The 22352-nt window shown below is 63.3% G+C and carries 18 protein-coding genes and 1 pseudogene; 13 read left to right on the forward strand and 6 right to left on the reverse strand.

Annotation, left to right across the window (positions count from 1 at the left end):
• Positions 1–129: 129 nt before the first annotated feature.
• From acnB to ACR9ZC_RS22405, 6 genes and pseudogenes are all read left to right on the forward strand, one after another.
• On the forward strand, positions 130–2715 hold the full coding sequence (gene acnB, locus ACR9ZC_RS22380; RefSeq protein WP_481582743.1) for a bifunctional aconitate hydratase 2/2-methylisocitrate dehydratase: 2586 nt from the start codon (positions 130–132) through the stop codon (positions 2713–2715).
• A gap of 291 nt (positions 2716–3006) precedes the next feature.
• Positions 3007–3834 carry an AraC family transcriptional regulator gene (locus ACR9ZC_RS22385; protein WP_481581949.1) on the forward strand — a complete coding sequence of 276 codons (828 nt, stop codon included), beginning with the start codon at positions 3007–3009 and terminating at the stop codon, positions 3832–3834.
• Positions 3835–3915: 81 nt separating this feature from the next.
• Complete coding sequence (locus ACR9ZC_RS22390) at positions 3916–4317, forward strand: cupin domain-containing protein (RefSeq protein ID WP_481581950.1); 402 nt, start codon at positions 3916–3918, stop codon at positions 4315–4317.
• Between the two features lie 379 nt (positions 4318–4696).
• A pseudogene (locus tag ACR9ZC_RS22395) lies at positions 4697–5017 on the forward strand (GNAT family N-acetyltransferase); the annotation flags it as partial.
• A 304-nt stretch (positions 5018–5321) separates the two neighbouring features.
• Positions 5322–5699, forward strand: a complete 378-nt coding sequence (locus ACR9ZC_RS22400; RefSeq protein WP_481581951.1) for a toxin-antitoxin system TumE family protein — start codon at positions 5322–5324, stop codon at positions 5697–5699.
• On the forward strand, positions 5692–6060 hold the full coding sequence (locus ACR9ZC_RS22405; protein ID WP_331571856.1) for an HVO_A0114 family putative DNA-binding protein: 369 nt from the start codon (positions 5692–5694) through the stop codon (positions 6058–6060). Before ACR9ZC_RS22400 ends, ACR9ZC_RS22405 begins: the two co-directional genes overlap by 8 nt.
• 112 nt (positions 6061–6172) lie before the next feature.
• Here the strand turns inward: ACR9ZC_RS22405 and ACR9ZC_RS22410 are convergent, their stop codons facing one another.
• The 4 genes from ACR9ZC_RS22410 to ACR9ZC_RS22425 all read right to left on the reverse strand — a co-directional run bounded on the left by ACR9ZC_RS22410 (position 6173) and on the right by ACR9ZC_RS22425 (position 10795).
• Entirely contained in the window at positions 6173–6670 is a 498-nt protein-coding gene (locus tag ACR9ZC_RS22410; protein WP_481581952.1) for a DNA-deoxyinosine glycosylase, read from the reverse strand.
• Positions 6667–7278 (reverse strand): chorismate--pyruvate lyase family protein, encoded by a 612-nt coding sequence (locus ACR9ZC_RS22415; RefSeq protein ID WP_481581953.1) that lies wholly within the window; start codon positions 7276–7278, stop codon positions 6667–6669. Before ACR9ZC_RS22415 ends, ACR9ZC_RS22410 begins: the two co-directional genes overlap by 4 nt.
• Positions 7278–9170 (reverse strand): molecular chaperone HtpG, encoded by a 1893-nt coding sequence (gene htpG, locus ACR9ZC_RS22420; RefSeq protein WP_481581954.1) that lies wholly within the window; start codon positions 9168–9170, stop codon positions 7278–7280. Before htpG ends, ACR9ZC_RS22415 begins: the two co-directional genes overlap by 1 nt.
• A gap of 137 nt (positions 9171–9307) precedes the next feature.
• A complete protein-coding gene (locus ACR9ZC_RS22425; protein ID WP_331572862.1) occupies positions 9308–10795 on the reverse strand; it encodes an aminotransferase-like domain-containing protein in 1488 nt (495 codons plus the stop codon).
• A 136-nt stretch (positions 10796–10931) separates the two neighbouring features.
• Here ACR9ZC_RS22425 and ACR9ZC_RS22430 point away from each other — a divergent pair, with 136 nt between their 5' ends.
• From ACR9ZC_RS22430 to ACR9ZC_RS22460, 7 genes are all read left to right on the forward strand, one after another.
• Positions 10932–11627, forward strand: a complete 696-nt coding sequence (locus ACR9ZC_RS22430) for a VOC family protein (protein ID WP_481582744.1) — start codon at positions 10932–10934, stop codon at positions 11625–11627.
• A 107-nt stretch (positions 11628–11734) separates the two neighbouring features.
• On the forward strand, positions 11735–12658 hold the full coding sequence (locus ACR9ZC_RS22435; protein WP_481581955.1) for a DMT family transporter: 924 nt from the start codon (positions 11735–11737) through the stop codon (positions 12656–12658).
• A 129-nt stretch (positions 12659–12787) separates the two neighbouring features.
• Entirely contained in the window at positions 12788–13984 is a 1197-nt protein-coding gene (locus tag ACR9ZC_RS22440; protein ID WP_331572859.1) for an aminotransferase-like domain-containing protein, read from the forward strand.
• Positions 13985–14036: 52 nt separating this feature from the next.
• Positions 14037–14501: a RidA family protein gene (locus tag ACR9ZC_RS22445; RefSeq protein ID WP_481581956.1), complete on the forward strand. Its 465-nt coding sequence runs from the start codon at positions 14037–14039 to the stop codon at positions 14499–14501.
• Between the two features lie 15 nt (positions 14502–14516).
• Positions 14517–15410, forward strand: a complete 894-nt coding sequence (locus tag ACR9ZC_RS22450) for a PhzF family phenazine biosynthesis protein (RefSeq protein ID WP_481581957.1) — start codon at positions 14517–14519, stop codon at positions 15408–15410.
• 352 nt (positions 15411–15762) lie between these two features.
• Complete coding sequence (locus tag ACR9ZC_RS22455) at positions 15763–18123, forward strand: bifunctional diguanylate cyclase/phosphodiesterase (RefSeq protein WP_481581958.1); 2361 nt, start codon at positions 15763–15765, stop codon at positions 18121–18123.
• Between the two features lie 55 nt (positions 18124–18178).
• A complete protein-coding gene (locus ACR9ZC_RS22460; protein WP_481581959.1) occupies positions 18179–19447 on the forward strand; it encodes a chromate transporter in 1269 nt (422 codons plus the stop codon).
• A 39-nt stretch (positions 19448–19486) separates the two neighbouring features.
• Here the strand turns inward: ACR9ZC_RS22460 and ACR9ZC_RS22465 are convergent, their stop codons facing one another.
• Both ACR9ZC_RS22465 and parC read right to left on the reverse strand, forming a co-directional pair.
• Complete coding sequence (locus ACR9ZC_RS22465) at positions 19487–19945, reverse strand: CopD family protein (RefSeq protein WP_481581960.1); 459 nt, start codon at positions 19943–19945, stop codon at positions 19487–19489.
• A 67-nt stretch (positions 19946–20012) separates the two neighbouring features.
• On the reverse strand, positions 20013–22331 hold the full coding sequence (gene parC, locus ACR9ZC_RS22470; protein WP_481581961.1) for a DNA topoisomerase IV subunit A: 2319 nt from the start codon (positions 22329–22331) through the stop codon (positions 20013–20015).
• Positions 22332–22352 lie beyond the last annotated feature (21 nt).

Below are 22352 nucleotides of genomic sequence, written 5' to 3' on the forward strand. Positions count from 1 at the left end.
TTATATAAGACATAAGACATTTGACGTTGGAGTGGGTTATGACTAAAATCGCGTTCGATGCAGTGTCCCCGAACAGCTGCCGAACGCCTGACAAGCCTTCCCCTTAAATGCCATCTCAGCAGGTCCCCCATGCTTGACGATCTTCGTGCTCACGTGGCCGCACGCGCCGCGCTCGGTATTCCTCCCCTGCCGCTGACGGCTCAGCAGACTGCCGAGCTGGTGGAACTGCTGGCGAATCCGCCTACCGGTGAAGAGCAAACCCTGCTCGACTTGATCACCCACCGCGTGCCCGCCGGCGTGGACGAAGCCGCGCGTGTCAAGGCGGGCTTTCTGGCTGCGGTGGCGAAAGGCCAGACCGCCTGTGCGCTGATCTCTCGCGAGCGCGCCACCGAACTGCTGGGCACGATGCTGGGCGGCTACAACATCCAGCCGCTGATCGAGCTGCTGTCCGACCCCGAAGTGGGCGCCGTGGCCGCCGGTGCACTGAAAAAAACGCTACTCATGTTCGACCAGTTCCACGACGTGAGGGAGCTGGCCGAACAGGGCAACGCCAACGCCCGGGCCGTCATGCAGAGCTGGGCCGATGCCGAATGGTTCACGAGCCGTCCGGAAGTGCCGCAAAGCCTCACTGTCACCGTCTTCAAAGTCACGGGCGAAACCAACACCGACGACCTGTCGCCGGCCCCGGACGCCACCACCCGCCCGGACATCCCGATGCACGCGCTCGCGATGCTGAAGAACGCCCGTCCTGGCATCACCCCCGAAGAAGATGGCAAGCGTGGCCCGGTCAAGTTCATCGAGTCGCTGAAGGAAAAGGGCCATTTGGTTGCGTACGTGGGTGACGTCGTCGGCACCGGCTCGTCGCGCAAGTCGGCCACCAACTCGGTGTTGTGGTTCACGGGCGAAGACATTCCGTTCGTTCCGAACAAGCGCTTCGGCGGCGTATGCCTGGGCGGCAAAATCGCCCCGATCTTCTACAACACGATGGAAGACGCGGGCGCGCTGCCGATCGAGCTCGACGTGTCGAAGATGGAAATGGGTGATGTGGTCGAACTTCGCCCATACGACGGCAAGGCCCTGAAAAACGGCGAAGTGATCGCCGAGTTTCGAGTGAAGTCCGACGTGCTGTTCGATGAAGTGCGCGCCGGCGGCCGCATTCCCCTCATCATCGGCCGCGGACTGACTGCCAAGGCGCGTGAAGCGCTGGGTCTGCCCCCGTCGACGCTGTTCCGCCTGCCGCAGCAGCCGGCCGCTAGTAAAAATGGCTTCTCGCTGGCTCAGAAGATGGTCGGCCGCGCCTGCGGTCTGCCGGAAGGCCAAGGTGTCCGTCCGGGCACGTACTGCGAACCGAAGATGACCTCGGTCGGCTCGCAGGACACGACAGGCCCGATGACCCGCGACGAACTCAAGGATCTGGCGTGTCTGGGCTTTTCGGCCGATCTCGTCATGCAGTCGTTCTGCCACACCGCCGCCTATCCGAAGCCGGTGGACGTGAAGACTCACCAGACGTTGCCGAACTTCATCCGCACGCGCGGCGGCATCGCGCTACGCCCGGGCGACGGCGTGATCCACTCGTGGCTGAACCGTATGCTGCTGCCCGACACCGTAGGCACCGGCGGCGACTCGCACACGCGCTTCCCGATCGGCATCAGCTTTCCGGCCGGCTCGGGCCTCGTCGCCTTCGCGGCCGCCACCGGTACGATGCCGCTGGACATGCCGGAATCGGTACTGGTCCGCTTCAAAGGAAAGATGCAGCCGGGCGTGACCCTGCGCGATCTCGTCAACGCGATTCCGCTCTACGCCATCAAGCAAGGCTTGCTGACGGTTGCCAAACAAGGCAAGAAGAACATCTTCTCGGGCCGCATTCTCGAAATCGAAGGCCTGCCCGACCTCAAGGTCGAGCAAGCGTTCGAATTGTCGGATGCGTCCGCCGAACGCTCTGCCGCGGGTTGCACGGTCCACCTGAACAAGGATCCGATCATCGAGTACCTCAACAGCAACGTCACGCTGCTTAAGTGGATGATCGCCGAGGGCTACCAGGACCCGCGCAGCCTTCAACGCCGCATCGCGGCGATGGAGCAATGGCTGGCCGACCCGCAACTGCTTTCGCCGGATGCGGATGCCGAGTACGCCGCCGTCATCGAAATCGATCTCGCTGACGTCCATGAACCGATCGTGGCCTGCCCGAACGATCCGGACGACGTGAAGACGCTCTCCGACGTGGCCGGCGCCAAGATCGACGAAGTGTTCATCGGCTCATGCATGACCAACATCGGCCATTTCCGCGCCGCTTCGAAACTGCTGGAGGGCAAGCGCGACATCCCGGTCAAGCTGTGGATCGCCCCGCCGACCAAAATGGACCAGAAGCAGTTGACGGAGGAAGGACATTACGGCGTCTTCGGCACGGCCGGCGCCCGTACTGAAATGCCCGGCTGCTCGCTGTGCATGGGCAACCAGGCGCAGGTGCGCGAAGGCGCGACGGTCATGTCGACGTCGACCCGCAACTTCCCGAACCGTCTGGGCAAGAACACGAACGTGTACCTAGGCTCGGCGGAACTCGCGGCGATCTGCTCGCGCCTGGGCAAAATTCCGAGCCGGGACGAGTATATGGCCGACATGGGCGTGCTCAATGCCGACAGCGACAAGATCTATCAATACATGAACTTCGATCAAATCGAAGATTTCAAGGAAGTGGCCGATACCGTGAAGATGTAAGGCGCGGTATCTGCGTCCGTGGCGCCGCGCAATGGCGCCGCAGGCTGAACGCCTGCGGCGCCATTTTCGTTTGGTGCGGCGCGCCCGGCGAACGAAAGGGGTGGGGGTCTGGAGATGGCGCCGCGCGCCAACTACTCCGGCGTAGAATTGGCAATGTCAGTTGCGTGATGTCAATCTCCGGCAGCGCCAAAGCGCGAGCGCCGCTGTCGGAACGCCTTCGCGGCGCGCGTTTGCGATGACTTCCCGCACCCGCAATCCCGTAGATCCGCGCAAACGAAGCCGGAGAGTTCGATGAACGGCGATACCAGGAAGGTCCGATCCGACTGGATTTACCGTTCCGAGTCCAACGACGGAATAGAACGCATCGAAGCGTTTTTTCATGGCAACGCGTACTCGATGCATCGGCACGACACGTACGCAATCGGCGTGACCCTCGCCGGCGTCCAATGTTTCCATTATCGGCGCAGCTTGCGCAGCAGCCTGCCGGGACAGACGATGGTCCTGCATCCCGACGAAGCGCACGACGGTCAAGCCGGCACGAACGAGGGATTTCGTTACCGGATGCTTTACGTCCAGCCGGCGGCGATTCAGGAGGTGCTCGGAGGCCAGTCTTTACCGTTCATCGAAGGTGGCGTAACGACCGATCCGCGCTTGTTCAAAGCGACGAAGGCAGCCCTGCGCCAGATGCACCCCGATGCGGAGCCGCTCGAACGCGACGATGCGCTCGCCGGTCTCGCGCTGGCGCTGGATAGCGCATCCGGCGCGCGCTCGATCCGCACGTCCGCGGATTTCGCGGCGGCGCGGCGCGCGCGGGAATATCTGCATGCATCGTGCACCCGCACCGTTACGCTCGATGAGCTTGCCGCAGTCAGCGGACAGGATCGATGGAGCCTCTCGCGCGATTTCAGAGCCTTTTACGGCACGAGCCCCTATCGCTATCTCGTCATGCGCCGGCTCGAAGCGGCGCGCGCGATGATGACATGCGGCGTTTCCCTCGTGGATACTGCAGCCGCGACCGGCTTCGCCGACCAGAGCCATATGACGCGACATTTTCGCAGCGCATACGGAATCCCTCCCGCACGTTGGCTCGCGATGATGGGCGGTCCGCGCGACGGCTAGCGCAGGCGTGCACAATCGTTCAAGACAATCGCCGGGAGCGGGCTTAAGCTTCGTTCCAGACATCACTGAAACGGAGCAATCATGCACGACGATTCTCAGCTCGCGCCCGAGCAGCGCGGCCAATACAAGCCGATCAATCTCCTCGACAAGATTCGTCAGCTCGACGGTCACTGGCAGCCACGCGTTGTTGCCGAGATGAACGACTATCAGTTCAAGGTCGTGAAGATAGTCGGCGATTTCGTCTGGCACCGGCATGCCGACACCGACGAAACGTTTATCGTTCTCGAAGGTCACTTGCGCATCGACTTCCGCGATCGCTCGATCGAGTTGCATCCCGGCGAAATGGCGGTCGTTCCGAAGGGAGTCGAGCACAAGCCGTATGCCGAATCCGAAGTGAAGTTGCTGCTGATCGAACCGCGCGGCGTCGTCAACACGGGCGATACGACCAACGAAAGGACGGCCGAAAACGACGTATGGATTTGAGCGGCGCCATGCGAGTGCCAGTGCCCGTCGTCCGCGAAGCCGTTTTTCCCGTTGATACGCGCAGCCTCGTCGCGGTGATCCGCGAGTATGTCCGCTGGCTGGACATGGGCACAGCGCATTTACGAGCGATTGGGCTTCGCCGATACGGCGCCGTACTACGAAAATCCGGTCGAAGGCGCGCGGTTTCTTGCCCTCGATCTCTGACGGCGGCGCGGCCGATATGTCATTCGCATTGGCGATTTTCACTCGATCTCCAACGCGCTCGTCAATGGATTGACCAATCAGTTTCGACAACCGCTCGAGCCGGCGAGCACGGTATATTGCTGCACTATGCTGCCTCCCCAGCCAATCGCGGAGCCAACGATGATCCGAGTGCCGTGCATATGGTCGTGTCGTCGGCACTGTGCAATTGATCACTGCCTTGCCCGAGAACCAGCCTCACCGCGCAGACGTCGCAAAGATGCTCGTTCACCGTGGCGCAAGGCGCCGAGGCATTGCAACTCGCATGATGGCTGCGGTCGATGACGCCGCGCGAGAGGCCGGCAAATCGGTTCTCGTACTCGATACAGTCACGGGCGGCGATGCGGAAAGACTTTACGAACGCGCAGGCTGGCAGCGAGTCGGTCATGTCCCGAACTACGCGCTCATGCCCGATGGCAGGTACTGCGGAACGACTTTCTTCCACAAGCAATTGCCCTGAATGGGCCGCTATTCCAGCCCGACAGCCATGTCTCGGATCGGTTTTGGAGGAAGCTACAGCGGCACCCGCTTACGCAAGGCTACACAGAGTCGAATGGCGCACGCCTGACATTCGGTCTTAGAAACAGGCGAACGCGCCGCGAGGACGACGTTCCCTCGTTAGCATCTAGCGATTCGCAGACCTCCACTTGGCCTATGCCGCGCTATGCAGGCGGACGACGGCCGGCAGCCGTCCCGCAACGGCATCTGCACAGATAGTCCGGTAGGGAGGTGATTGATAAAGTTATGATCGGGTGATAACATCCATGCAAACGAACCCGCGCGATCCCGGCCTTGACACGCTGCTTTACCTCGATGGAGAAACGCTTGTCGTGGATTCCGGCGGCACGTGTTGGGTTAAGTTCGCGGTGAGGCCGTGCGCCGTGACGGCTGAACGCCCTCAGGGGCTTCGGTATTCGCTGACGCTCCATGACGAGGCAGGCTCTTGTCTCTTGGGCTTTGATAACGCGCATCCCATCCGCGAGGGCTCAGGACCGGGAGCGCGTACGCGCATCGAATATGACCACAAGCATCATGGCCCCCAGGTTCGTTTCTATTCCTACGAGGACGCCGGGAAGTTGCTGGCGGATTTCTGGGTCGAAGTTGAAGCGATTCTCGCGAGAAGGAGCAGTCAGCATGAGTAGAGCCAACGTCCTGAAGGTCGGGATTGCGTCATTGGAGCAATACAAAGCTCGGACGATGGCAATCGCCCGAGGCGACTATGTGCCCAACCCGGATGAGCCCAAAGTCTGGTTCCAGTCGCTCGAAACGCTGGCGCAGGTGCTTTCCGACAGAAACCGCTCGTTGCTTGCGTTGATCGCCGAGACGAAGCCCGCGTCACTGAGCGAACTCGCGGAGCGCTCGGGCCGTGCAAAATCCAATCTATCACGGACGCTTCGGACAATGGAGCGATACGGCCTCGTTCGTTTCGAAGAAGGCGAGGGTCGAGAAGTGGCGCCGCGCGTCAACTACTCGGGCGTGGAGCTGGAAATGTCGTTCGCATGATGTCGGTGGCAACTGCATGAACGTCGAGATGCGGATTGCCGTGGACCTCATCGTCATTTCAACGCCGAAGGACATATGAAAGTCATACGCGCTAGTTGAGCGCGACGAACCGCTATACCAACCACTTCCGCAACGCCTCCCACGCCCTGAGCTTCTGCGCATAAGGCAGAGCCGCATACGCCGGACTGCTCGACGGCAGCTTTATAAGATCCAGCGACACTCGACTCTCGGCCAACGCCTGCATGCCCATCTTCGCCGCCGTCCCGCCGTTAAACGCGACCGCGACAAGATTCGGCAACGCAGCTACAAGCGCCGCAAGGTCGTTCGTGGCGTGATCGTGAATGCGGCTATCGAGACTCCCCTCGCGTTTCGCCTGCGCAATCACATCCCAAAGCCCCACCCGATGATCGAGCAGCGCTTGCAGCCGCGCCTCGTACTCCATCCCCGGCAGCGCCACGCCAATCACATCCCCCATCAAATGCCAAAACCGATTCTGACGATGCGCGTAGTACTGCCCCTGCGCGAGCGAGACCTCACCCGGCAGACTACCGAGCACGAGTACGCGGGTCGCGTCATCAACCACCGGAGCAAATGAGCGCTTGAACGTCACGACATCGATGGATCGAGCAACGCGGACCGCGACCGCCGCCCGAGGCATTCCCAAAGCGCCGGCAGCATGCACTCGGTCACCATCAGCGGTGCGTCCTGACGCATGAATACGGAACGACGCGCGACAAGCGCATGCGGCGCCGGACCGGCAATCGCTCGGCAAGCCAGCGTGAAAAGAGGATGGCGGCCAGTGAGCCGCGCGCTCGCGAGCGCCGAGCGCGAAACGTCGCGATCGCTGTACAAGAGCTCCGCAAGCGGGCGCGTACGCAACCGGCGCATCGATTGCCATACACCGCGGCTGGCAGCGAGCGGCGCGATGCTGTGTGCGACGACGAACGGCACGCCGGCCACTTCGAGCACAACCTCACGCACCCACACCGGCGAACGCGGCGCAATGCCGAGCGCGGCGTGCTCGTCAGGCCACGCTTGCGCAACCGTTTCGCGCGTGACGCGTACGGCGACCTCGCCAAGCGTGCGCAAATGCGCGGTCAGAGAACCGCCGCGCGTCAACCAGTCCTTCTGATCGGGCGAGCATATCGGGCGCGGCGCGAGCCCCCACCGGGCGCCCGCGGCGCGCGACCGAAGCAAGCGCTGCACTGCCTCCGGCATCACCGCGCAAGCAAGAGCGCGTTAGTGCGCTTCACGAAGCTCGCCGGATCCTCCAGCGCGCCCCCCTCCGCCAGCACAGCCTGATCGAACAGCAGATGACACCAATCGGCGAAATCCGCATGCTCGGTCAAAAGCTGCTTCACGAGCGCGTGCTCGGGGTTGACCTCGAGGATCGGATGAAACTCCGGGGCTTGCTGTCCCGCCGCCTTCAGCATGCGCTGAAGGTAGCCGCTCATCTCGCCCTCGTCGGCGACAAGACACGTAGGCGAATCGGTCAGACGGAACGTCAGCCGGACATCCTTCGCCTTGTCCTTGAGCACTTCTTTCATCCTCTCGACGAGCGGCTTCATCGTCTCGCTCAAAGCCTCGTGCGCCTTTTTCTCCTCGTCGTTGAATGCATCGAGGTCCAAATCGCCACGCGCAACGCTCACGAGCGGCTTGCCCTCGAACTCCGTGAAATAGGCCAGCGCCCACTCGTCGACGCGATCCGACAGCAACAGCACTTCGATGCCCTTCTTGCGGAACACTTCGAGATGCGGACTGTTCTTCGCGGCCTGCCAGCTCTCGGCGCTGACGTAATAGATCTTCGATTGGTCGGGTTTCATCCGCGAGACGTACTCGGCAAGCGAAACGGTCTGCTCCGTCGAATCCGTGTGCGTCGTGGCAAAGCGCAGCAGTTTGGCGATGCGCTCGCGGTTCGCGAAGTCCTCGCCGAGACCTTCCTTCAGCACCTGGCCGAATTCCTTCCAGAACGTGGCGTATTTCGTCTTGCCTTCGTCGGTCTCGGCGTTCGCGAGCTCCTCGAGCATCGAGAGGACGCGCTTGGTCACGCCCTCGCGAATCGAACGCACGTCCCGGCTTTCCTGAAGGATTTCGCGCGATACGTTGAGCGGCAGATCGCTCGAATCGACGACGCCCTTGATGAAGCGCAGATACGACGGCAGCAACTGCTCGGCGTCGTCCATGATGAACACGCGCTTCACATAGAGCTTCAGGCCGCCGCGACGCTCGCGGTTCCAGAGATCGAACGGCGCGTGCGACGGCACGTAAAGCAGCTGCGTGTACTCGCTGCGCCCCTCGACCCGGTTGTGCGTCCATGCGAGCGGGTCCTGATGATCGTGCGAGAGATGCTGATAGAACTGCGTGTATTGCTCGTCGGTGATCTCGCTTTTGGGCCGGCTCCAGAGCGCGCTGGCCTGGTTCACGGTCTCGTCCTCGTCCTTCTCGACCGTCTCGCCCTTCTCCGAATCCCACTCCTCCTTTTTCATGAGGATCGGCAGCGCCACGTGGTCGGAATACTTGCGGATGATCGAACGCAGACGGTGGCCGGACAGCAATTCATCTTCACCTTCGCGCAAGTGAAGCGTGATCGTCGTGCCGCGCGCGGGGCGCTCGATCGTTTCGACCGAGAAATCGCCCTCGCCCGCACTCGTCCAGCGCACACCCTCCGCGGCCGGCAGCCCCGCGCGGCGCGTCTCGACCGTTATCTTGTCGGCAACGATGAAGCCCGAATAGAAACCGACACCGAACTGGCCGATGAGCGCCGCGTCTTTTTGCTGATCGCCCGAGAGGTTCGCAAAGAATTCCTTCGTCCCCGAGCGGGCGATCGTGCCGAGGTGCGAGATCGCCTCGTCGCGGCTCATGCCGATCCCGTTATCGTCTATCGTGATCGTCCTCGCCGCCTTGTCGAACGACACGCGAATGCGCAGATTCGGATCGTCCTCGAAAAGACCGCTGTTCGCGATCGCCTCGAAGCGCAGCTTGTCGGCCGCATCCGACGCATTCGAAATCAGCTCGCGCAGAAAGATTTCCTTGTTGCTGTACAGCGAATGGATCATCAACTGCAGGAGCTGCTTCACTTCCGCCTGGAAGCTCATGGTTTCTTGTGCCATGCTCTCGATTCCCTATTTCTCGTCAGTAACGGTTGGACACTCATCGGCTGCGGGCCACACGCGCAGCAAGGCGCATTCCCCGGCGCGCGCACCGCGGCAACGCCAGGCCGTGCTGGCAATTCGCCGCGAACGGCCGCTCAAATGGGGGCGGCCTGTGCGGTTTTCAAGACCCTGGCCGGGCGTCGGCCGTCCAGGTAGCCGGACAGAAAACCCGGCAGCGCGGGATCGCCGCAATTGGCTACGTTAAAACGCATCCAGGTCGTCGGCGATTGATGCGGCGAAAAAAGACTACCCGGCGCAAGCAAAAACCCCACCTCCTGCCCCGCAGCGGCCAGCGCATCGGAATCGACTCCGGTGTCGGCCCACAGGAACATGCCGGCCGCCGGCATCGTGAACAGCGAGAGGCCGGCGGCTTCGAGCATCCGCGCGCACTTGTCGCGCACGCCGTCGAGCCGCCCGCGAAGACGCTCGACATGCCGGCGGTAATGCCCCTCGGTCAGTATTTTGTAAAGCAAACGCTCGTTGAGCTCGGGCGTGGCCATCCCAACGAGCAGTTTTTGATCGGCGAGCGTTTGCGAGAGATCGGCCGATGAAGCAATGAACCCGACGCGAAGATTGCCCGTCAGCGTCTTCGAAAAGCTGCCGAGATAGATGACGCGCCTCAATTGATCGAGGCTCGCCAGCCGCGTCGCCGGATAGCTCGGCGGACAGAGATCGCCGTAGACGTCGTCCTCGACGACGATGAAATCGTACGCCTCCGCGAGCCGCAGAATGCGAAACGCCTGCGCCGGTGTCAGCGACGTCCCGGTGGGGTTGTGCAGCACCGAATTGATGACCAGCATCTTCGGCCGCCAGGTGGCGACGAGCGTTTCCAGCGCATCGATATCGGGTCCGTTCGGCGTGTAGGGCATCCCGATGAGCCGGGCGCCCTGTGAGGCAAAGCGCCCGAACATCTGGAACCAGGCCGGATCGCCCACAATCACCGGGTCGCCCGGTTGGATATAGACGCGCGCGATGAGATCGATCGCCTGCGTAATCCCCGATACGAGGACGATCTGCTCGGGAGCCGCGCCGATTTCGAGTTCCTCGAGACGCGTCTGCAATTGCTGGCGCAGCGGCAAGAAGCCTTGCGCCGTCCCGTTGCCGAGCCATTGCGTCGGGCTTTGGCGGCCGAGCGTGCGCAACGCCCCCGCCATGAGTTCGCCGTCCAGCCAGCGAGTCGGCAAGTACCCGAGCCCCGGGCCTTTTTCCGGCGTGCTGGTTTGCACGGTAACGCGCAGCAGCCAGGCGACATCGATCGGGCTCGGCGGCCGCGCTTCCCGCAACGTGGTGCCGGATTGCTGGCGCTGGAAATCGGGCGTTCCAGACGAACGCTCCCGCACATAGAAGCCCGAGCCTCGCCGCGATTCGAGATATCCCTGCGCCACGAGCCGCTCGTACGCCTCCACGACGGTAAAGCGCGACACGCCCTTGTCCTGAGCCAGCTTGCGGATCGATGGCATGCGCATGCCGGGGCGGAACACGCGCTCCTCGACACGGCGACGCGCCCATTGAACCAGCTGTTCGACGAGCGTGAGCTGCGACGCGCCGTGCGGCGCGGGGATGAGATCGAGAGGGACGGACATGGCGGGATCCGAACTGTACAGAAAAGTATCGAAGCGATTGTACCGTTACTGTGCAGGGCACGCCGATTAAAGTGAAGCACAATCCGTTTTTTCGGCTGTCGAACCGTCCGTCGCTATCGCGCACCGTTTCCGCATGATGTCTGCCTCCGCACTCGAACTCGACCACCTGATCGTCGCAGCCCGCACCCTCGAGGAGGGCGCGCGCCACGTCGCCGAAACGCTCGGCGTCGAACCGGTCGCCGGCGGCGCCCACGCACGGATGGGCACGCATAACAGGCTGCTGGGCCTTTTCGGCACGGTGTATCTCGAAGTCATCGCTGTCGATCCCGATGCGCAACGCAGCAGCGAACCGGCGAACGAGCGCCGTCCCCGCTGGTTCTCGCTCGACGACGACGCGATGAAGGCACGTCTCGAGGCGGGCCCGTTTCTCGCCCACTGGGCCGTGCGCGTCGTTCGTCCGAAAGATCTCGGGCGCTGGCAGGCGCAATACCCGTCGAGAATCGCGCCCGTCATGCCGATGTCCCGCGGCGAGCTCACCTGGCGGCTGACGGTCCCCGATGACGGCAGCTTTCCCAGTTGGCAAGGCGCGGGCGACGGCGTGTTGCCGACTTTGATTCAGTGGGACACCACCGCGCATCCGGCCGGTCGGCTACCCGCCACCGACCTCGCGCTGCGTGCGCTCAAGGCGCGGCATCCGCGCCCGGCGCCGATCCGCGAGCAACTGGCATGGCTGGGCGTCGGCCACTTGATCGAACTCGACGACGCGCCGGCTGACGCGCCAGCACTTGCGGCCGAAATCGAAACACCCGCCGGCACGCGCCTGCTGCGTTGAGCGGCACGCTCGCGGCGCCGAGCGGCGCAGGCCGGACGCTGCGGCGAGAGCGGCAATAGATACACCCGATGCAATCGACAACAATCGACTCAGGAATCCCGTCCTCAATGAACACCCGCGAATCGCATGGCATGCTGCTCGGCCTCGTCGGCGTCATCGTCTTCAGCCTGACGCTGCCGATGACCCGCATCGTCGTGCAGGAATTTCACCCGCTCCTGAACGGTCTCGGTCGCGCGCTCGCCGCAGCGGTGCCCGCCGCTGCGCTCCTCGCCTGGCGCCGCGAGCGGCTGCCCAATCGCGCCGAACTGCGCAGCCTGTTCATCGTGGCGCTCGGCGTCATCGTCGCATTTCCGGTGTTTTCGGCGTGGGCGATGAAAAGCGTTCCCGCCTCGCACGGTGCGCTCGTCGGGGGCTTACAGCCGCTTTTCGTGGCGCTTTATGCCGCGTGGCTTTCGCATGAACGGCCCTCTTCCGCTTTCTGGGCCAGCGCGGCGCTCGGCAGCGCACTCGTCGTCGCATTCGCGCTCCATGCCGGCGGCGGGGCGCTGCGGGCCGGCGACGGGCTGATGCTCGTTGCCGTCGCCATCGGCGCGCTCGGCTATGCGGAAGGTGCCCGGCTCGCGCGCCACATGGGCGGTTGGCAGGTGATCTGCTGGGCGCTCGTCGTAGCGGCGCCGTTTCTCGTCATCCCCGTCGGCTGGCTGGCCTGGCGGCAACATCTGGTACACCCGGCGCCTTTTGCTCTCGCGACCTGGCTCGCGTTCGGCTATGTCGCGCTCTTCTCCCAATTCATCGGCTTTTTCGCTTGGTATGCGGGACTCGCCATGGGCGGCACCGCACGCGTGGGCCAAGTGCAGTTGCTGCAGATCTTCTTTACGATCGCTTTCTCCGCGCTCTTTTTCGGCGAATCGGTGCAGCCGTCGACCTGGCTTTTCGCGGCCGCTGTCATCGCGACCGTGCTCGTGGGCCGCAAGGCCGCGGTACGGACGGCCGCGCCGCGAGCACGCGCCGGGCTGCGACTGGAGCGATAATCGCGTCTTTTGCCGCGCGAGTCCGTCGAGACGGCGCATTCGCTCCGGCTTTGCGCCCCGCCATCGTGCGCCGCCCGATTGGCCCATTTTTTTTCAAGCCCACTCATCGACCATTCCAAGGAGACTTTCATGGACCACAGCGATATGCCGCAACGCGACTGGCAGCTTTCCGAGCGAGCCCGCAAGCTGACGAGTTCGGCCATCCGCGAAATCCTGAAAGTCACCGAGCGGCCCGAGGTCATTTCGTTTGCGGGCGGCCTGCCGGCACCCGCCACCTTCCCGGCCGAGCGCATTCGCGAAGCGACCGATCGCGTGCTGCGCGAGGCGCCGGCCGCGGCACTGCAGTACAGCGCGACGGAAGGTTTCATGCCGCTGCGGGAGTGGGTCGCCGCGCGTCTGTCGACGAGCAATGCAACCATTCGTCCGTCGCAGGTACTGATCACGACGGGTTCTCAACAGGCGCTCGATCTGCTCGGCAAAGTGCTGATCGATCCGGCCAGTCCCATTCTCGTCGAAACACCGACTTATCTCGGCGCGCTGCAGGCGTTCTCGCTTTACGAGCCCCACTGCGTGCAGGTACCGACCGACGATCACGGTCTCGTTCCGCAGAGCCTGACGCCTGCGCTCACACAGGGCGCGCGCCTGCTCTACGCGCAACCGAACTTTCAGAATCCGACAGGCCGGCGCCTGCCGCTCGAGCGGCGCGTCGCGCTCGCCGAGTTCGCCCGCGCGAGCAAATTCCCCGTCATCGAAGACGATCCCTACGGCGCGCTCGATTACGCGGGTTCGCCCTTGCCGACGATGTTGTCGATGGCGCCCGATCACATCGTCTATTGCGGCACGTTCTCGAAGGTGCTCGCCCCGGGATTACGGCTCGGCTATATCGTCGCGCCTGAAGACCTTCACTTCAAACTCGTGCAGGCCAAGCAGGCCACGGATCTCCATACGCCAACGCTCACTCAGCGCATCGTTCACGAAGTCGTGAAGGACGGCTACCTCGACGAGCAAATCCCAGCCGTGCGCGCGCTTTATCGCGATCAGTGCGAGGCGATGCTGGCCTCACTCGCCCGGCACATGCCCGACGGCGTCAGCTGGAATCGTCCCGAAGGCGGCATGTTCATCTGGGTGACACTGCCCGCTGGCATCGATACCATGGCACTGCTCGAGCACGCCGTTGCCGCGAATGTCGCATTCGTGCCGGGCGCGCCGTTTTTCGCAGGCGACCCGCAACACCATACGTTGCGGCTGTCCTTCGTCACCGTCCCGCCCGCGCGCATCGACGAGGGCGTGGCGCGCCTCGCGGCGCTGATCCGGGAACGCATCTAGTCCGAGCTCGCTCGGCTCATTCAACTTTTCAGACTCTTCGAGGACACTTCTCATGGCACAACACAACGTCTACGACACGCTGAAGACACTGAACATCGAATTGCCGACAGCCGGCGCACCGGCCGCCGCCTATGTCATGTGCGCGCAAACGGGCAACACGGTCTATGTTTCCGGCCACATCGCGAAAAAGGACGGCAAACCGTGGGTCGGCAAGCTCGGCTCGAATATGGCGACCGAGGAAGGCAAGGCAGCCGCACGCTCGATCGCCATCGATCTGATCGCGACGCTGCATGCGCACCTCGGCGACCTGAACCGCATCAAGCGCATCGTCAAGGTGATGAGCCTCGTCAACTCGACGCTCGAATTCACGGAGCAGCACATCGTCACCAACGGTGCGTCGGAACTCTTCGTCGAAGTGTTCGGCGAGGCGGGCAAGCACGCGCGTTCGGCATTCGGCGTCGCGCAGATCCCGACCGGCGCCTGCGTCGAAATCGAACTCGTCGCGGAAGTCGCGTAACGCAAAGGAGGCCGTATGAGTGCGCGCCGCGTTCGCTTTAAACAGGTCGACGTTTTTTCGGATGTGCCGTTCAAGGGCAACGCGCTCGCCGTCGTATTCGATGCCGATGGACTCGACGCCGACGAGATGCTGGCCATCGCCCGATGGACGAATCTCTCGGAAACGACGTTCCTGCTCGAGCCGACCGAACCCTCCGCCGACTACTACGTACGCATCTTCACGCCCGCGGGGGAATTGCCGTTCGCCGGCCACCCCACCCTCGGCACCGCCCACGCGCTGGTGGAAAGCGGCTACGTCGCGCGTACTGCGGGCCGGCTCGTGCAGCAGTGCGGCGTGGGACTCGTCGAGATCGAAGATCGGGCGCCGGGCGTGCGTGCCTTCGCCGCCCCGCCCGCACGCATTACGCCGATGCCGGAGACCGAGTTCGCGGCGCTGCGGGAAGCGCTCGGCACGAGGGAGGATGAGATCGATTTCACTCGCGTCCCACCGAGCGCCGTCGACAATGGCGTCCGGTGGCTGACTGTCGGATTGACCTCACCGGAGCGCTGCGTGACCGTCAAGCTCAACCCGTCCGCGCTTTCTCATATCGTGCAACGCGCGGGCATGAAGGGGCTCACCCTCTATGCAGCCCATCCCGCGGGCGGTCCGGCATCCTACGAGATGCGCTGCATCGTCATGGACGACGAGCTTTCAATCTATGAGGATCCCGCCACCGGCAGTGCGAATGCGGGGCTGGCAAGCCTCTTCTCTTCGCGCGACGCGCGGCCCGGCGACCGTTACACGGTCCGGCAAGGCGTCGCGATCGGCCGGGCCGGCCGTGTCTTCGTCGATTACGACGATGCCCGAGGCAAGATCTGGATCGGCGGGGCATCGACGACGGTCGTCGACGGCACGATTTCAGTGCGCTGACTATTCCCTCCCCCGCGCTGGCGCCTGCCCGCTGGCCTCACAGCGCACCTCCGTGGGCGCGCCCGGTCACCGCTTCCGAAAGCGGCAGGCGCGCACCCCAGAGGCAATCGGCTGAGCTCTGCGGAAATCATGCCTGGATAGTCAAACGTTTACCCGATTAACGGACGCTATCCTAATTCTGATCCATTCAGTAATATCCTCCTGACGACTGCCCACGAGGGTGCGACTTCCATTGATGACCTGACAGCGCCGCGGCCAAGCCCCGGGGCACGATGCTCGCCATGCAGCCAACCATGAACCTGTCGACCCTGCCAAACGGTGCCTGCAGTCCTTCGAGACTTCACGGCAAGTGATGAACTTTCCCTGGTTCCATTCGGCCCGTGACACCCGCGCGCGGCGCGATGCGGCCGGCTCGCGGCGGCGCGCGCTGATCGCGATTCCGGCGCTGGGTCTGCTCGTGCTCGTCTTGCTCTGGACGGTCATCTCGGCTCGCCTGTCCGTCGAACGCGATTCGACCTATCGGGAAGCAGCGGCGTCGGCGGCCATCCTGTCCGCCGCACTCGAACAGCATACGATCAAGGCCATTCATCAAGTCGACCAGATCACCCGGTTCGTCAAGTACGAGTTCGAAAAGAACCCAGATCGCTTCGAGTTGCGCAGCACTGTCGAAAAGGGCGTCGTTCAGAGCGACACACTCGTGCAGGTCGCGATCATCAACGAGCACGGTCTGCTCGTCGCCTCGACGGCGGAAGCCAATCCGGAGCCGATCGACCTGTCCGATCGCGAGCACTTCAAGGTGCATGAGCACGAGAACGACGATCAGCTCTATATCAGCACACCGGTGCTGGGCCGCGTGTCGCATCAGTGGACGCTGCAAATGACACGGCGCCTCAATCACCCCGACGGCTCGTTCGCGGGCGTGGTCGTGGTGTCCGAAAACCCCGGCTATTTCACGAGCGATTTCTATAACAACGCCGCCATCGGCAAAGACGGTGTCATTGCCGTGATCGCCGATAGCGGTGCGGTGCTGGCGCGCCGCACCGGTTCCAACACGAGTGCGCCGGGAACGTTTTCGGCCAGCGGCGTCTACCCGATTTCCGAACACGTCTCGGGGACGCAGATCGATCCGATCGACCGCGTGAAGCGCATTGTCTCGTATCGGCACATCGACGGCTATCCGATGGGCGTGCTCGTCGGGCTGTCCGAGGCCGAGGAGTTCGCGGACTACAACCATACGCGCAACGTCTATCTGCTGATGGCGGGTTTCATCTCGCTTGCGATGCTCGGCTTTTTCGCGGTGGCTACAGGGCTCATCGGCAAACTGCTCGGGCGCGAACGCGAGATGACCCATCTCGTCGAATACGATTTGCTGACGGGCCTGCGCAACCGCTACGCCACGCTTCAAAGCCTGCGCCAGGATGTGAGCGATCCGAGCAATGTCGGCCGCCTGGCCATCCTCTTCATCGATCTCGATAACTTCAAGACCGTCAACGACACGCTCGGCCACAATGCCGGAGACATCGTGTTGCAGATGACCGCGGCCCGCCTGGCCGATACCGTCGGCGCCACGGGCGTGCTCTCTCGCATCGGCGGAGACGAGTTCGTCGTGATCGTCAAAGGCGGCGATGTCGAGCGGCAAGCCACACAGCTGGCCGAAACGATGCGCGAAGTGTTCGAGCATCCGTTCGATGTGCGCGGCACGTCGTTCGTGCTTCACGCCAGTATCGGCATCGCGCTTTTCTCGGTGGGCAGCGAAAGCGAGATCGACCTGCTCAAGAAAGCCGATCTTGCCATGTATAGCGCCAAAGACGCCGGCAAGAACTGCTATCAGTTCTATGCGCCGCATCTCTCGCATCGTGCTGATCACCTGATGCAGTGGGAGCAGCAATTGCGCGTCGCGCTGACCGAACGGCAGCTGTTTCTCGTCTATCAGCCGAAAATCGATCTCGCGCGCCGCTGCATCACAGGGTTCGAAGCCCTCGTGCGCTGGAATCACCCGCAACAGGGCATCATCGCCGCGAGCGAGTTCATTCCGGTCGCCGAATCCACCGGCCTCATCGTGCCGATCGGCGACTTCGTGATCCAGGAAGCTTGCAAACAACTGGCGATCTGGCAAAGCCAGGGCTACGAAACGCTCTCTCTCGCCGTCAACATTTCGGCCGTCCAGTTCTGGCGCGGCGACCTCTACGAAACCATCGCCCGCGCGATCGAGGAAACCGGCATCGCGGCGCAGCGGCTCGAACTGGAAATTACCGAGACAGCCATGATGGAGTATCCGGATCTCGTCTCGGAGAAGATCGCGGCCCTGAAAAAACGGCTCGGCGTCAGTATCGCCCTCGATGATTTCGGCACCGGTTACTCCTCGCTTTCCTATCTGAATCGCTTCTCGGTCGATACCCTCAAGGTCGATCGTTCGTTCGTGCAAGCCATCCCGGTCGACCGGAGCGTCTGCGTGATGGTATCGGCGATCGTCAATCTCGCGCGCTCGCTCGGTCTCACGGTCGTCGTCGAAGGCACCGAAACGGAAGAGCAGATCGCTTGGCTTTCGGCACTGGGCAATATCCAGGCGCAAGGTTTTCTGTTCTCGCGCCCGGTGCCGGTGGACGGGATTCCGGCGCTGCTGGAACGCTTCGGCGTATGCGGCATGCGCGAGGTCGTCGGCAGCCCCGGCCGTATTGCACCCAGCACGAGCACGAGCGGACAGTCCGCCTGATGGCGATGCCCGAGAATATAAACAGACCCTAGCCGCGCCCGGCCGGGCTGCGCCCATGAACGACGTACCAACGAAAGCGAGATCTACGCCGAATACGCCGCCGGCAGCATCCCAGCCCGGCGACAGACGAGCGACCGATGCGCCGCCAGCCGCGCGCGAGCCGCTCTGGACGCTCTTTCGAGTCGTCCTCGTGCTCTCGGCGCTTTCGTGGGGCGGTCTTGCGCTGATGGCGCAACTCGAACTCTATTACGTCGAACGCGAGCGGCGCTTCACGCGGCTCGCTTTTTCCGATCTGATCGCGCTCTCCTGGATGGTCCCCGGTGCCGTCGGCTGCAACGTAGCCGTGCAAGTCGGCCATGCGCTGCGCGGAGCTGCCGGTGCCTGGGTGGCTGGCATCGCAGCGGTGCTACCGTTCTTCTGCACGATGACGGCATTCGCGATCTTCTACGATTCGCCGTTCATCCGCTCGATGGCATCGCCCGAGCTGATCGACCATTTCGCCGTCGTGCTCGGCAGCCTCATTGCCATTACCTGGTACCGGCAGGTGCGCGCGGTCGTCCATACGCGGCTGCAATGGCTGGCGGCGGCCGGAGCCTGCGCCATTTTGCTGCTCACGCAGCGGGCGAGCGCATTCGTGCTGTTGCTGGCAATCGCCTTCCTGGCGGGCTGGATCCAAAGTCCGACCCGCGGCGAACGCCTCGTCATTGCGTTCGAGCGCAGCGACAAGATTCTGGTACCCATCCTCGTGTCCCTGGTCGTCCTCTTCGCGCTACCGCTGCCGTTGTCGCCGCAATATCAGCTCGCACTGCTCTGGCCGCGGCTCGCAGGCGCCGCAATGACGCTGTTCGGCGGCGGCTTTTCCGCGCTGCCGGTGCTGAAAACGCTGTTCGTCGCAGCGCCGCTCGGCGTGACGATGCGCGACTTCACACTGGCGTTCGCGCTCTCGCCGGTCTCACCCGGGCCGCTGCTCAACGTCATTCCGTTTCTGGGCTATCTCACGTACGGCAGCATCGGTGCCGTCGCGGGGACGGTCGCCTTTTTCGTACCGTCAGGGCTCCTGATCATATTGGCAAGGCGGCATCTGCAACGGCTCGAGATGCATGCACGCTTCGAGCACGGCATGCGCGTGCTGCGCGCCGCGGCCACTTCCTTTCTCGTCGTGGCGGTGGTGCACGTCGCGGAACACGTGCCGCTTCGGTTTTCCTATGTCGGCACGGCAGTCTTCGCTTTCGTGTGCCTCGGGCGCCTCAAGCTGCCGGTGTACGCCGTCTATGCGATGGTGGCACTGACCTACGCCATCGCGATGTTCGTCGCACATCGATGAAGCGTGCGGACGACGCGTCCTCTATGCTCGTTACTGCGATCAGAAACCGCGCGAGTAGACAGCGATAGCGATCGTCACGATCCCCAATACGAGATTGGCGAGTACGAGACGCCGCATGATCTCGACGGCGCGAGCGCCGTCCGGCCACTTTTGCGCTTGTACCGCGCGGACGATGCGCGGGAAAACGGCAAAGCGTAAATGCCCGAAGATCATCATCATGACGACCCCGAGCCCGGCCATGGCATGCAGCGGCCATGGCGCCTTACCGCCACCGAACCTGACGAGCAGGAAGCCGCCCGAAACCAGAATCAACAGCACGGCCACGCCGACCCAGTCGAGAAACCGTCCGAACACGGCCCCGATCAGCGGCAGGCGCAATTGCGGCGATATGTCCGAGAGCGACGGGCGCAGGCAAAACTGCGCGAATATCATCCCCCCAATCCACACCGCCACGGCCGTCAAATGCAGGAACAACGCAACGTCCATGGCAATCGACATGACACCATTCTCCTAAAGTTAGCAGCCCGAACCGTTTGCCGGTCGCACAGGCCGAAGTGTCATCGCGTCACGCGAGCGCCGGGCGCAACCCACCGACCTTCGTCCGCGTATCGGGCGCACGGCCCCGGCGGGCCCGTTTGCCGACATGCGGCGCAAGCGATGCGCCGGCCAGAATCTCCTCGACCGGTTTGCCGCCGCGCCCCGTACCGATGAGCACGACGCCGGCCGCCGCGATCGCCAGTGCCTGGACGAGGGTTTCGTTGTCGTCGAGCATCATGAGCGTGACGCCTCGTCCGCCCCCCGAAAGGGTCTTCATCTCGTCGAAAGGAAAAACGAGCAACCTTCCCGCGCTCGACAGACAGGCGACTTGACGCGCATCGGGCAGCGCCGGCATCGGCGCGAGCGGCACCGCGCCCGCATCGATCGTCATGAACGACTTGCCCGCCTTTTGGCGGCTGACCATATCGCCCACCTTGGCAACGAAGCCGAATCCGTTGCTCGATGCGAGCAACAGCGCCTGCTCCGGATTCGCGGCGTAATAATGCAAAAGCCGCGTGCCCGCTTCCAGTTCGATCAGCGAAGTGACCGGCACGCCGTCGCCACGCCCCCCCGGCAGCATCGCGACCGCCACCGAATAGACGCGGCCCGAGCTGCCCCAGGCGATCAACGTATCCGGAGTGCGGCACTGGAAGGCGGCATACAGGCCGTCGCCGTCCTTGAACGAGAAGCCGGCGGGATCGAGCCCGTGGCCTTTCAGCGCGCGCACCCAGCCGCGTTGCGAGACGACGACCGTGACCGGTTCATCGACGACGCGGGCCTCGAACGTCGCGCGCTTTTCCTGCTGGATCAGCGTGCGGCGCTCGTCGCCGTACTGCTTCGCGTCGGCCTCGATTTCCTTGATGATCTGCCGCTTCATCGACGATTCGTTGGCGAGCAGTTCCTCGAGTTTCGCTTTCTCGTCGCGCAGCGCCTCGAGCTCTTTTTCGATCTTGATCTTCTCGAGCCGTGCGAGCTGCCGCAGGCGAATCTCGAGGATGTCGTCAGCCTGCCGCTCGGACAGACCGAACGCAGCGATGAGTGCCTGCTTCGGCTCATCCGCCTCGCGAATGATACGAATCACCTCGTCGATGTTGAGGAAGACGATCATCCGCCCTTGGAGGATATGGATACGATCATCGACCTTGGCCAAGCGGTGCCGCGTGCGGCGTGTGACCGTGGCGAACCGGAAAGCGACCCACTCGCGCAGAATGTCGAGCAGCCCCTTTTGGCGCGGGCGGCCGTCCGCGCCGATCATCACGAGGTTGAGCGGCGCATTCGATTCGAGGCTCGTATGAGCGAGCAGCGAATGGATAAACTCCGTCTGGTCGATGCGGCTCGTCTTCGGTTCGAACACGAGCCGCACGGGCGCATCCTTGCCCGATTCGTCGCGCACGGCGTCGACCAGGGCGAGCAGCGTCTGCTTCGTTTGCAATTGCTCGGGCGTGAGGGTTTTCTTGCCCAGCTTCACCTTGGGATTGGTGAGCTCCTCGATTTCCTCGAGCACTTTCTGTCCCGATGTATTCGGTGGCAGTTCGGTGACGACGAGCTGCCATTGCCCGCGCGCAAGCTCTTCGATCTTCCAGCGCGCCCTGACTTTCAGGCTGCCGCGACCCGCTTCATAGGCGGCCGCGATTTCGGCATCGCTCGAAATGATTTGCCCGCCGCCGGGAAAATCCGGACCCGGCACGAGCTCCATCAGTTCGGCGTGCGAAATGTTGGGACGCCGAATCATCGTCACTGCCGCTGCCGCCACCTCGCGCAGGTTATGCGACGGAATTTCCGTGGCAAGACCGACCGCAATCCCGGATGCGCCGTTGAGCAGCAGGAACGGCAGCCGCGCCGGCAGGATTTTGGGCTCCTGGAACGAGCCGTCGTAGTTCAGCATGAAATCGACGGTGCCTTCGTCGATCTCATCGAGCAAAAGCCGGGCGATCGGTGTCAGGCGTGCTTCGGTGTAACGCATTGCCGCCGCGCCGTCGCCGTCGCGCGAGCCGAAGTTGCCCTGACCGTCGATGAGCGGGTAGCGCATCGAGAAATCCTGGGCAAGGCGGACGAGCGCGTCATATGCCGACTGGTCGCCATGCGGGTGATATTTGCCGAGCACATCGCCGACGACGCGCGCCGACTTCACGGGCTTCGCATCGGCGGCGAGGCCCATCTCGTTCATCGCGTAAAGGATGCGCCGCTGCACGGGCTTTTGGCCATCGCTCACGTCGGGCAAGGCACGCCCCTTGACGACGCTCACCGCGTAATCGAGGTAGGCGCGCTCGGCATAATGGCCGAGCGTCAGGGATTCGCCGTCTGGCGGCACAACGGCCGGGGCGAAAAGGTCGTCTTGTTGAGCCATCGAAAATGGTGTCCGTATTCA

Source organism: Trinickia sp. HAY1-2D, assembly GCF_056754935.1.